The organism is Fibrobacter sp., from assembly GCF_017545445.1.
Lineage (GTDB): Bacteria > Fibrobacterota > Fibrobacteria > Fibrobacterales > Fibrobacteraceae > Fibrobacter.
This window is the reverse complement of the sequence record NZ_JAFWOM010000069.1, coordinates 31256-43999: the sequence shown is the minus strand read 5'-3', so window position 1 is coordinate 43999 and position 12744 is coordinate 31256. Positions and strand designations below refer to the sequence as shown.

Annotated in this window: 10 protein-coding genes and 1 tRNA gene; 3 read left to right on the top strand and 8 right to left on the bottom strand. The window is 49.2% G+C overall.

From position 1 onward, the window contains the following. Window positions 1-111: 111 nt before the first annotated feature. The 4 genes from glmM to IKG78_RS07955 all read right to left on the bottom strand — a co-directional run bounded on the left by glmM (window position 112) and on the right by IKG78_RS07955 (window position 3780). On the bottom strand, window positions 112-1452 hold the full coding sequence (glmM, locus tag IKG78_RS07970) for a phosphoglucosamine mutase (RefSeq protein ID WP_290942041.1): 1341 nt from the start codon (window positions 1450-1452) through the stop codon (window positions 112-114). Between the two features lie 60 nt (window positions 1453-1512). Then, complete coding sequence (locus IKG78_RS07965; protein ID WP_290942038.1) at window positions 1513-1845, bottom strand: cupin domain-containing protein; 333 nt, start codon at window positions 1843-1845, stop codon at window positions 1513-1515. Between the two features lie 59 nt (window positions 1846-1904). Continuing rightward, entirely contained in the window at window positions 1905-2678 is a 774-nt protein-coding gene (locus IKG78_RS07960) for a lysoplasmalogenase family protein (protein WP_290942035.1), read from the bottom strand. A 196-nt stretch (window positions 2679-2874) separates the two neighbouring features. Then, the gene (locus tag IKG78_RS07955; RefSeq protein WP_290942032.1) at window positions 2875-3780 is read right to left on the bottom strand and encodes a bile acid:sodium symporter; all 906 of its coding nucleotides are present in this window, start codon (window positions 3778-3780) and stop codon (window positions 2875-2877) included. 91 nt (window positions 3781-3871) lie between these two features. Here IKG78_RS07955 and IKG78_RS07950 point away from each other — a divergent pair, with 91 nt between their 5' ends. Both IKG78_RS07950 and cas6 read left to right on the top strand, forming a co-directional pair. Beyond that, window positions 3872-4264, top strand: coding sequence for a hypothetical protein (locus IKG78_RS07950; protein WP_290942029.1), 393 nt, complete (start codon window positions 3872-3874; stop codon window positions 4262-4264). After that, window positions 4222-4734: a CRISPR system precrRNA processing endoribonuclease RAMP protein Cas6 gene (gene cas6 / locus IKG78_RS07945; protein WP_290942026.1), complete on the top strand. Its 513-nt coding sequence runs from the start codon at window positions 4222-4224 to the stop codon at window positions 4732-4734. Before IKG78_RS07950 ends, cas6 begins: the two co-directional genes overlap by 43 nt. An 864-nt stretch (window positions 4735-5598) precedes the next feature. Here the strand turns inward: cas6 and lysA are convergent. The 4 genes from lysA to IKG78_RS07925 all read right to left on the bottom strand — a co-directional run bounded on the left by lysA (window position 5599) and on the right by IKG78_RS07925 (window position 8842). Further along, window positions 5599-6858 carry a diaminopimelate decarboxylase gene (lysA, locus tag IKG78_RS07940; RefSeq protein ID WP_290942024.1) on the bottom strand — a complete coding sequence of 420 codons (1260 nt, stop codon included), beginning with the start codon at window positions 6856-6858 and terminating at the stop codon, window positions 5599-5601. A 226-nt stretch (window positions 6859-7084) separates the two neighbouring features. Then, window positions 7085-7699, bottom strand: coding sequence for an FISUMP domain-containing protein (locus IKG78_RS07935; protein WP_290942021.1), 615 nt, complete (start codon window positions 7697-7699; stop codon window positions 7085-7087). A gap of 377 nt (window positions 7700-8076) precedes the next feature. Next, on the bottom strand, window positions 8077-8637 hold the full coding sequence (locus IKG78_RS07930) for a hypothetical protein (protein WP_290942018.1): 561 nt from the start codon (window positions 8635-8637) through the stop codon (window positions 8077-8079). Between the two features lie 116 nt (window positions 8638-8753). Further along, window positions 8754-8842, bottom strand: a tRNA-Ser gene (locus tag IKG78_RS07925). Window positions 8843-9020: 178 nt separating this feature from the next. Here IKG78_RS07925 and IKG78_RS07920 point away from each other — a divergent pair. Continuing rightward, window positions 9021-12434 carry a transglycosylase domain-containing protein gene (locus IKG78_RS07920; RefSeq protein ID WP_290942015.1) on the top strand — a complete coding sequence of 1138 codons (3414 nt, stop codon included), beginning with the start codon at window positions 9021-9023 and terminating at the stop codon, window positions 12432-12434. The last annotated feature ends 310 nt before the right edge of the window (window positions 12435-12744 follow it).

Genomic DNA, 12744 nt, shown 5'->3' with positions numbered 1-12744 from the left:
TACAAATCCGGGGTGACAATGCAAAAAATACCATTTAGTGGATCCTATCGGTCGCGAGCTCCCTCCAGGATGACAGGCTTCGTGGATGACGCAGTCGCTACCTACTTCCGACTAAATGAGTTTTTCCACTCTTGCGCAGAGGGCTTCGGCTTCGACGACGGTCGGGGCTTCGGCAATCACGCGGATAACGGGTTCGGTATTGCTTGCGCGCACATGCACCCAGGACTTTTCTTTGCCAAGCCAAAGGCCATCGCGTTCATCAACTTTCCAGCCGTTAAATTCGACCATCACCTTCTGGAGAATATCCGCAACTTTCTTGTCGCCGAGATCGAATTTCTTTTTCGGCATCACGTAAGCCGGATTCTCGGCCACGAACTTTTCCGGACCGCCGCCATGGCGAGCCATCCAGCTGAGCACAAGCGCAGCAGCCACGAGGCTATCACGACCGTAATGGAGAGCAGGCAAAATCACGCCGCCGTTGCCTTCGCCACCGATGATACAGCCTTTTTCAATCATCTGGAGGCTTACGTTGATTTCGCCCACCTTGGCACGGCTAAATTCGCAACCGTACTTTGCAGCGACATCTTCATTCATGCGGCTTGTAGAGAGGTTTACGCAAACGCCACCCCTCTGCTTTGCAAGGACTTCATCGACAGCAATGGCAAGCGTGTATTCTTCGCCAATACTCTTGCCTTCACCACTCACGAGAGCGCAACGGTCCGCATCCGGGTCAACCGCGAAACCCACCGCACAGCCGTTCTCTTTCACGGCATTGCGCAAGTCACCAAGATTTGCAGGAATCGGTTCAGCCCCACGCGGGAACGTTCCGTCCGGGCTACAATGAACACGAACAACTTCACAACCAAGTTCTTCCAGCAAACGCGGAACGATAAAGCTACCGGCACCGTTCACAGCATCGACAGCGACCTTGAAATGCTTTGCCTTGATGGCATCGACATCAACGTAAGGAATCTTGAGCGTACCTTCGACATGGACGCCGTCTGCATCCGGAGCAACTTCGTACTTACCCATGGTATGGTAGTCAGGATAAGTGAACTGGTTTGCATCAGCGAGCGCGAAGAGCTTATTCACATCGCTCGGGCCCAAGAAAAGCCCTTTGCTATTGAGGAACTTGAGCGCGTTCCATTCAAGCGGGTTATGGCTAGCCGTAATGATGATACCGGCATCAGCCTTGAAATGCGTCGTCAAAAGCTCCACAGTAGGAGTTGTCGAAAGCCCGACATCTACGACATCGACACCGGAAAGGCGGCAAACACCTGCAACAAACTGCACAATAGCCTCTCCCGTCGGACGGCTGTCGCGGCCAATCACCACACGCTTCGCCTTCGTGATTTCAAGAAAAGCGCGCACATGACTCTGCAAAACCTGCGGAGTGAGAGTATCGCCCACGATTCCGCGGATACCCGAAATAGAACGCATCAGTTTAGACATTTTAGCTCCTATAAATTAAAAATTGTCATTGCGTGGAAGTTCTGCTTCCGTGGCAGTCTCTTATCCAAGCTCCGGGACCACAGCAAAAAACACGAGATTTTCCGGTCCTTCGTTAATCAAACTGTGAGAATGGCCCTTCGGGCAAAAATGGCACTGACCCGCTTCGACGTATTCAACGCCGTCATCGAAAAGCACCTTGCCTTTGCCCGCGACAAAGAACATAATTTCGCTGTTGGTTTCGTGCTTGTGAAAGCCGATGGAAGCTCCCGGTTCAAGCGTACCGTGCATAATGCGCGTTGTGCCGTCGAAATACATCTTGGCCTTGTATTCCTTTTCGCCCCCCTTAAAGTTCGGGAGCACAGTCGTTTCCATACCTTTTAAATCAATAATCATCACAACCTCTTTTACAGAGGAAATTATAGAATTTTAAGTCAACGTGTCAATCAAGATGCTTAGTCCGTGTGACGAAAACCACTCAACGCAAGGAATATAAGGGCTGGAGTATAAAGGCACCAGATGAAATTATTCGAGATAATCGCCATAATCTCGCAAGCGGAATGATCGGCACCTGTCAAGAGCGAGAGCCCCGTCAGCAAGTCGCAGCACGTAAAGCAAATCAATCCCCGTTTAATCAAGCGAGCATTCCGTTTAGGGAAATACTTTTTCTTTAAAGTTTTCCATGCAGCATATAGCGAACAAAATAGAAACGGTCCATACGAGATAACCGCAAAAAACATAATCGAGTCGTAAATATGGAACATCAAAAGAACCGCTGCTGAAATTGACACTGCAAACGGGAAAAAAAGAATCCACGGAAACGTGTGGTCCGTATCGCTCACACGCGTATGGCGGTAAATGAACAGGAGCTGCGCCAGCATAAAAAATATAATTCCGAACGAAATAAACTCACCTTGATTTTCTTCATAAGGAATAAAGTAATTGTGTAAAATTTTAAAGCAGAAGTCTGCACAGATAATCATCAAAAAAGCTGCTTGCAATAACAGACGGTCACGTGTACAAATGGACCTTTTTCCAATAAACAACGTTATCATGGCAGCAAGGATCGGTACAATGAATTTTGCAATATGCTGGTAATGGCTGGAATTTTTCAGACAAGAATCAACTGCACCGCACTGATATAAAACAATCCAGTCACGCACAAAAAACGTCACGAAAAGAAGTAACGTAAATGCCAAAAGCAGATATACATATTTCGAATACCCCATAGTATTTTCCCCTTGATGTAAATATAAACTATTCTTTGCAAAAAGAACAAGAAAAAATGCAGTTAGGGGATAGCAGAAGGCGGTGGGAAGTGATTAGTGGTTAGTAAACAGTGGTTTAGAGGGATGAGGTTTGTGGTATGAGCACGGTCGCCATTGGCGACCTTTGAGGTATGGGGTTATTGTAATTAGAACTGCCCTAATTTCCGCTTTTCGGCTTTATTTTCGCGGTCATGTAGCTGAGCACAAGGTTTTGCCAGACAACATAACACGTAGGGGCAAGAGCGACCACCGGACCCGCATAAAGGCTAGAGACCCAGATGACGAGCGTCGTGTTCTTTTGGCCCATGCTCTGCGAGCCTTCAATCGGACGGCGACCGCGTTCGCACACCCAACCGAGCCAGAACTGCAAAAGGCAAAGTACAAGCGATACCGCAGCCATCAGAGGGAGCTTGCCGCTGTTCCACAAGTCGGCAAAACCCATCTCGCGGATATCGAAACTAGCTTTGGACAAAATAATGAACACCGAAAATGTCCACACGAACATCGTATATTTTTGGAATTTTGCGGCACGGTCGGCCAGTTCCGGGTAAAAGTTGCGCAATCCAAACGCAAACGCTAGCGGGATGCTGATAATCGGCTGGATCGTATTGAATATCTTCATCGCGATTTCAGAAAGATCCGCCTCGGCACCGGTCAAATAGCCAAAGATAATCGGAATGCTAAAGCACGCAATCAAGTTGCCGCTCAGGAAAATCTTGAGCGCCAAGGACGCACTGCCGCCAAGCATTTTCGCCATCGCAGGAGCTGCGTTCGCAGGCGGGCAAAGCGCAATAATCGCACCGCCAAGCAAAACCTCGCGCGGCAAATGGAAAAGTTCCACAACGCCCCAGAGGGCAGCGATAATCACGAGGCTTGCGATAAACGCGCGGGCTTCAATCTTGAACGTGTAACCGTGCGTTTGCGGCGGAATTTTCGTCACGAACGTAAGGAACATCATGATGCCGATTGTAAACGGCAAGAGCGGCGCTAAAAAGTGCGCCTGAGGAATGAGGATGCCCGCAAGAATAGCGATGGGCATGAGGATAGCGCGTAAGTTTCCCATAGTTTTATTCCGTGGCCAAAGATAGAAAAAAGGCAACGCACAGACAAGAGAGCACCACGCGAGCAAACACGCTCGTTCTATATTTAACTCCATGAACAACGATCAAGAATTTTTCAAAATTCCGCATCTTTTCATTACAAGAATCTACTACAGGCTTGTCGTAGAGAACAAGCCCGACTTTAGCAGATTCCCCGAAGCCGGTGTCCGCGGAGCCATGGGCTACTATCTATTCGACGAAATCAAAAAGAACCGCCGGCCCGAAAAAACACAGGGGCTAATAAATTTGTACAAAGCACTGCTCGGCACGCTCCCCGGAACAAGCATTCCCCCCGAAGGCCCCATGCCACGCTCCATCAATATCCGCTTTTTTGACATCCCCGACAACTGCGACCACATGGGGCTAGAAATCACCTTTTTGGAAACAGCAAAGAATTACAACCCTTGTTGCAAGAAAGCCCGGAAATCCTTGGCGAAGAAGGCATAGGAAGGCGAGCCAACCGGTTCTACTTTGACGGGATGCGCCCCCCACAAACGCTAGACATCGCGACATTGCCGCCGCTCACAGCGAACTCCGCAACACTGGTCTTCTACAGTCCAACATCGTTCCGCCTCAACCGTAAAGAATCCCGCTACTGGGATTTAGAGATGTTCTGCAACAACCTTCTCCAACGAGCCGAACTCCTTTGCAACAATTACGGCGAAAGCACCGAATGGCCGCAAGAAAAACTATTGCAGCAGATGCTCGCCATGACATCGACCGCCAGCACTGACATAAGCAACCGATTTAGATTGAGCAGCCGTCAAAAAAAACGCATAGACTGTTCAGGGCTTACAGGCCAAGTACATTTGAAAAACATTTCTCCAGATGCTGGGCGTATTCTGTCTATAGGTGCACAAATCGGAGTGGGCAAAAACACGACCTTCGGCGGAGGGCGCTACACCATCAGCAGGTAACGCCGCTTATACGAAAATATATTCCGCGCCCGAATCATCAGGGGCGATGCCGAAGGGTTCCGTATCCGCAATTAAAAACGCGCGCGAATCGTTATGACGACAGCGGCGGTATAGAATTGTTGACAATTTATTGGCTTACAATTCTTAAGCTCTCATGGGCAAAGGATCCAATATTGTCTTGTGAAAAAGCAACAAGCGTTATAAGCAAATCCCATGCCACGACATCAGGGATTTTCCGTTTTTTGGGGATTTTTTGCGATTTTTGGGCCAAAAAGAGGTATATTTAAGGCATAAAAAATGTCAAGGCACGACCTTTGAGCAGTAGTTTCAAAACGACGGCAAAAAACCTGTTTGGTTATCTCTCGTTGTATCAACGAGTTAGAGAAAAATCCTCTAGAAAAAGTCGCCTAGAGGTAGTGCTCAAAAAAGGCTGGTAGAAAAACGCCCTCTGGAACCCAGTATTTAAGCGGGTTCCCAAAGGGTGCCCCCTGAAAGCACTCCACGATACACTGTGGATTGGCTACTACGTAGCCCTACTCAGCGGTTCGGCGGGCTCACCAATCTTAATCAAACACTGCAATTTTTGCCGTTTATACAAAAATGTATTTTCATATACATTACTATATACCATTACATTTAAACCCCGAAATTCAAGTATTTCGGGGCGTTTTTCGTTTTTGGCACGCGGATTGCTATATACGGATTGTTCAAAAACTTCTAAACACAAACCTTAGCAAAGGAGATCCCCGCACGGAGGCGGGGATGACAGTATAAAAAGGCAGGGAGGACAAGCGGATTCATACCTTAACTGGATGCTTCGCGGCTATTCACCGCTCAGCATGACGAATCGCCGCGATGTGACGTTTACAGTTCAATAATTCTGTCGTTCTGCAAGAGCTGTTCGAAAGTCTGGCGTTCACGAATGAGCTTGATTTCGCCATTCGTGTACATCGTTTCGGCAGCATAGCGACGGCTGTTGTAGTTGCTGCTCATGGCGGCACCGTACGCACCGGCATCATGGAGAATCAACAGATCGCCAACCTGAGCCTTCGGGAGCTTGCGCGTCACGACAAAGCCGCCTTCTTCCTGCGTGAACACGTCACCGGATTCGCAAAGCGGGCCTGCAACAACAGCATCTACAGTTTCGTTAAGTTCGCGACCGTCGCGAGCGACGATAGAAATGCCGTGGTAGCTGCCGTAGAAGCTCGGACGAACGAGATCGGTAAAGCCAGCGTCGAGCAAGTAGAACAAATTATCGCCCTGTTTTTTCACTGCACGAATTTCCGTCACGAGGTAGCCGCTTTCTGCAACAAGATAACGCCCCGGCTCCACTTCGAGGTGAACGTCGTGACCGATACTCTGCTGGATGTTCTTGCGGGCCTTGTCCCAGAGGTCGTAATAAGCCTTCACGTCAATGCGGTTTGCTTTATCTTCTTCGTGGTACGGAATCGGGAGACCACCGCCAGCGCTGATCGTGCGGAGGTGAGAACCCAAGCGGCGGCTAGCATCGACCATGGCATCGCAAACTTGTGCCAAATGTTCAAAGTCAGTGCCGGAACCGATATGCATGTGAAGACCGGTAATCCACATGCCGTTGCTCTGGGCAAGCTTGATGCAGTCCTTGATCTGTTCGTGCCACACGCCGTGCTTGCTGAGCGGGCCACCCGTGTTGACCTTGCTCGAATGCCCGTGGCCAAACCCCGGATTCACGCGGAGCGTAAGTTCAGACTTCACGCCGAAATCGGCAAGTTGCTGGATCATGTCCGGCGAACCCACGTTCACGGCGATGTCGTACTTTTTAACAAGTTCCAAGGCATCGCGATCGAAGATGTCTGCTGTATAGACAATTTCAGGAACTTTGCCCTTCTGCTGTCCACCCTTGAACCCGGCCTTGAGGGCGCGCACAATTTCACCAGCGCTCACGGCATCGACAGCGCAGCCAAGCTTGCGGATAAGCGAAACCACGGAGAGGTTCGGGCATGCCTTTTGGGCAAAACGCACAGTGTCAAAAACCTGCACGTCCTTTACAGCACGTTCAATGGTAGCACGGTCATAAATCCAAAGCGGAGTGCCGTATTCACTGGCCGCTTTCAAAAGCACTGAATCAGGGATGGAATATTTCATACGAGAGCAAAGATAGTAAATAGTGGTTAGTGGCTAGTGGTTAATAGATTGTTGGATGTGCTATGTTTTTAACGGTCATCCTGGAGGCCCAAAGGGTCGATAGGATCCATAGAACATCTGTGCAGATGTTGTCACAATTTGTTTTACAAAAAATGAAAAACGCTGGCAGAAAAACCAGCGCATTCTTCAAGAAATACTACGACAAATACCGCAAAGGCAACATTTATCAAGCATCTTTGACAAGACGGACTGACGCATACTCAGGGACATCATCGTCAAAGTCTATCTCATCCGCGCCATCTTCAAAACGCACGCACCCATAGAATTTGTCATGACTCAAAGGATTATTGAACTTGTCGACGTACCAAAAATGCGCCGAGATATCTATCAAGTCAAAATAGTCATCGCTGTCGCCCATGCCACCAAGCATCATCGAAAAACCGTATCTGTCGGAACTCGATTTCACCCATTCATTCGACGCGATAACTTGCAAAACGTCTTTACAGCGAGCGTCCTTTTTCGCAAAGCGAATCAACGTTTCCCACTCCTGCTCTGTCGGGATATGCCAACCGTCGGGAATTGCACGCTCCAATCCCTTCTTTGTGTACAAGTAACCGTATTTATCGAAATACTGATAGTCGTCATCGTAGGCAACGCAATCTCTTGAATTCAATTCGAATTTCAAGTTTTCTGCCAGCCACACTTGCTTGCCGATTTTGCATGTTTTATATTCGACTTCATCGCGGGGGTCCACAAATGTCCCCGTCTCCACAGACGCTTTTTTGTCCAGTTCACCGGATGTCGCAACCGCCGGAACAGCATCCTCTTTTTGCATAATCATATAAACTCCCATTTTTTGAAACCAACGGAACTGCTGATTTTTACACCACAAAATATAGACTGCGGTAAAAGCGAAATCAAGTTTTTCCGAAGTTCCGCTTTTTGGAACTTTAAATTAATTTATAAAGAGTAAAATTGCATTCCGTTTTCAGCATTACTTTATTACAATACATACTAAAACAACAAAATTGACGTTTTAGTATGTAAAAATTGAGCTAAAACCAGTTCAAAACGCATTAAAATAGGCTTTATCGGCATTATTTCTGCAAAAACGTTCAAATACAGCCGTTTTTCCGCAAAAATTACATACTAAATGAGTCAAAATCGCTTTTTAATATGTAAGCATACAACATAACAGCATTTTGATTGCAAAAAAAGTCAAATACTCAAAGCAAGTTTCGCTCCAAACGTCTTGTTCAACGGATCTATTTCAGGAACAATTTGAATCTTCATTTGCGAAGTCCTTCGGTATCTCTCTTTCCAAGCATTTTCACGATACTCTTCGGCCTTTTTCCGGTACTCTTCGGACATTTTCATTTTACGACGACCATTACCATCTCTGATTCCGTTGGTTGAGAAAATAACGATACCGGCAGTTGTTGCCCCTAAAGAAAGAGCCATCACACCTAGACCTCCTAGTGACGAGGGATTTTTGTGATTTTTCATCACGGCCAAACAACCAAGGCCAACCAATGTTAAAACGCCACCCAATATCATTTGTCTAGAAGTGCCTTTTAACAAATTTTCTCCCTCTTTTTTGTAACGATCCGCCAACGACTCGTAAAACGCAGCACTGTCCGCAAACATGACACTATCGGAATGATATGCAGGAAGCGAAACTTCTTGGTACGATTCTGATCCATGTTCAGTCAAAGAATCGGGCTCCGCAAAGCACGCTCCCCAAAAAACAGCCAGCATCAAAAGGATAATTTGTTTCATATATTGGAATATACAATTATTTTGTTTTTTGGATATTGGTTGTTGGTCATTGGTTATTAGTAGTTGGTCGTTGTCATTAGAAAAAACCCCGAGTCTTTCGACTCGGGGCTTTTCAGCGGGAAGAGCGAGATTCGAACTCGCGATAGGATTAAGTCCTATACGTCCTTAGCAGGGACGCGCCTTCGGCCAGCTCGGCCATCTTCCCATCTTGGGGACACTAATTTTAACAAAATTTCAGAAAAATTTCAAGGGGTAATAAGTAAAAACATTAATTTTCCTTGAAAAAAGCTCTATTTTTATACGAAATCGCGGTTCCTGCAAGACACCCCGCCAAAACTTTTGTATCTTGTAAGTCGTTAATAGACAACAATTTACAAAGAAAAATGAACAAATTCGTCAAAATCATTGTCGCCATTATCCTCGTAGCCTTAATTTGCTGCATCCCCTTTTATATTGTCGTATTCAAGATTCTCCCGGAACGCGACCCGGACAATCAATTCAACCGCGCCAACATTTTGCAGGTTCTTTCGGGCGAAACCCGCGTGTTCTATGAAGACGGCGAAAGCTTGCTAGGTGCATTCTTCGATGCGAACCACCGCGTCTATGTCCCTTACGGCGACATTCCGGTCAATTTGGTCAACGCCCTTATCGCCGCCGAAGACTCCCGCTACTGGACGCACAACGGCTATGACCTCAAGGGGTTCATGCGCGCCATGGTCAACAACGTGAAGTCCGGGCGCATCACCCAGGGCGGCTCCTCGCTAACGCAGCAGACGGTCAAGAACATTTTCGGTCGCGAAGAACGCAGCATCAAGGAAAAGCTCAAGGAATTCCTGAACGCGCTGCGCATGGAGAAGCATTTCTCCAAGGAAGACATTCTGGAATTTTACCTGAACCAGTTCCACGTTTCGGGCACGGGCAAGGGAGTTGCCATCGCGGCACAGTATTTCTTTAACAAGGAACTCAAGGACTTGACGCTTGCCGAATGCGCATTCATCGCCGGCTCGGTCAAGGGGCCGTTCAACTACGACCCGTTCATCCAACGTACCGAAGAACGCCGAAAAATGGCTATCGCACGTGGCGAAGATAGACTCCGGTACGTGCTCGGGCGCATGGTCGAAGAAGGCTACATCGAACAGGCCGACATGAACAAGGCCACCGAAAAGCCGCTGGAATTCAACCACGGTAACTTCCGCTTCACGATGAGCACGACGCTCGAACGCTTGGAAGAACGCCTCGACAGCGACTACTTCCACGAACTGTTCAAGGAAGAAGGCATCGAAGACTGGCGCAAGGCCCAGCTCGAAATCACGACAACGTTGAACGCAAAGTCCCAAGACGCCGCCAAGCGCGCATTGCAGACAAACATCAGCAACTTGCAGCTGCAACTGGGCGGTTTCGTGCTCCCCAAGGCTCAATTTGCGAACAGGGCACGCACCGCACGCAAAGGCGATTACTTGTACGGCGCCGTCGATAGCGTATTTTTCGATACGACCGGAAGACTGCAATCGCTCAAGCTGAACTTCGGACAACTGAAAGGCATCGTTACAGAACAGGCGGTCAACGACTTTGCGAAACTCGCGGGCGGCGATGTGAACAAGATTCTCGCGACCCAGCTCAAGCCGGGCGCCATCCTCCTCGTGAGCATCATCGACGAAACCCCGATTGACGGTTACGCCCCGTGCAAAATCGAAACGGAACCGGTACTGCAAGGAGCTCTCATCGCCATCCGGAACGGCAAGGTACTCGCAAGCCAGGGCGGGTTCCACAACACGGGATTTGACCGTAGCTTCAAGGCGCTCCGCCAGCTCGGTTCCAGCTGGAAGCCGCTCCTTTACGCACTCGCGCTGAAATACCATTGGAATTATCTCGACAACCTCGAAAACGAATTCAACGCATTCCAGTACGGCAACCAGTTCTATTTCCCGCGCCCCGACCACAAGAACAAGGGCGACGTGGTGAGCATCGCGTGGGCGGCGACTCGTTCCGAAAACATCGCCAGCGTTTGGCTGCTGGAACATCTTTTGGACAAGCTATCCGACAAGGAATTCGAAGATGTCGCCCGCGAAAACGGATTTGCACGTGAACCGGGTGAAGAACGCATACGCTTCGTCGAACGCTTACGCGACAAGTTTGGCCTCATGATAAAAGAAGAAGTCAAGCGTGAAATTGAATTCACAAAGGCCCGCGACGCCCTTGTCGAGCGCTACATGAACGACGGCAAAGTATTGCAAGCCCGCGCCGTGCAAAATCTGCGTTACGGGACGTTCAACGACATCGGCTTAAAACAAGCTAAACGCGACGCCAAGATGACGAAGTACGTCAACCACAACTTCAAGCGTTACTCCGAAATTTGGCGAGCCCGCGAAATCCAGGAACTCGATCCGGATGAATCAGCAAACTTGTTGCCGCTCGATTCCGTGAAACTCGCAGACAACTTCTCGCTTGCAGATTTCAAGCGTTTGAACGCGATGATTGAACCCGTCGATAGCGACGCGGATTACTATAGCATGGAGCACCTGCGTTATTGGCCGGATTACCGTCGAGCCCTTTCCATGTCGGAATACGCACGTTTCGCACACGAAATCGGCATCCACCAGAAATTGCAGAAAGTGTTCAGCATGCCGCTCGGCGTGAACGACATTACGCTTGCAGAAATCAGCACTGCCTACCAGACGATTCTCACCGGAAAAGTTTTCAAATGCAAGGATGCCGACTGGTCGGACCCCTGCTTTATCAAGGAAATCAGGAACCGCGATGGACGCGTCATCTTCAGGAACAAGATGGAATCCAAGACGGTGCTTGACGATACTGTAACGACCCAGATGGGCGTCATGTTGCGTTCCGTGTTCACGAACGGTACAGCCCACAGCCAACTCTCGGCGCTCAGCGTCAAGAATCCTGAAGGTTCGAACAAGCTCCGCTTCCCGGTGATGGGCAAGACGGGTACGACAAACGATTATAGGAACGTGGCATTCTTGGGAGCGCTCCCGACGTACGTGAAAGAAAAGAACGGAATCGCGCTGGATAGCGTTGTCGCTATCGGAAGCTACGTCGGCTTTGACGACAACAAGCCCTTGAAATCGGGACGTACGCGTATTGCAGGCGCTTCGGGCGGCCTCCCGCAATGGGCCGAATTCGCCAAGGAAGAAATTGAAATTCTCGGAATTCCAAGGCAGATTGACTTCCTCGATATTTCGATGATTGCAACAGGCGAAGTGCCGCTGATGCTGACAAACGAACGCGGCGAATTGACAGTTGACCCGCTGACCGGCGAAGCTTTACTCCGCGGCGAAAAAGGGCGCCCGCTGCCGTGGCTCGACGTGCCGGGATTCACGCCGCCGCAAGTGCAGAAGATTGCCGCAGAAACCATCGCAAAATCGGGCATTGTCGTAAGCTTGCCGATGCCGCAGACCGCAACACCGGATACCGGAGCACAAACAAACGCAACGGGTTCCGCGACGCAGGCAGGAACAGCTCCGCAAACGACGCAAGCGCAGGCGATTCCGGCTGATGCAAGGCCCGTTTCCGAAGTGATGAAGGCCGATTCTGCAAAACGTGCCGCCGAAGCCGCGAAGAACGCCGCAGGAACGCAGCCCGCCGCTGGAACCGCACCGCAGCAGGGAACGGCAACATCAACCGCAACCGCGGCAAGCACACCGGCCCCACAAACCGCAAAGCCCGTCGTTCAGCCGCCAAAACCGCAAGCTGCCATGCCCAAGGACGACGACTGGGATTTGCCTGAAAACTTCAACAGCCAGAACGCATTCGTGCCTATCGAAGCAGACGCAGATTAGACGAAATATTTTTTATTGTCACCCCGGCCACTGTGCCGGGGTCAGTTTTTATGAGAACTCACTTTTATCGTTTACTATAGAACTAGGGATAAAACACTGCACAGTCCAGCCCGCCTTACTTCGACACAGCTCAGCACAGGTCGCGGGATGACAGTAAAAAGTTCCGTGTAAGTCGGCCCCGGAATGAATCCGGGGTGACATATGAGAATATGAGGGGAGTAGCATCCTCTTTTTTGGAATATTGTCTTGTAGATAATATGCAATTTTTTCCTTATACCAAAGTATATTACAGAGGATAAGGAGAAAATTA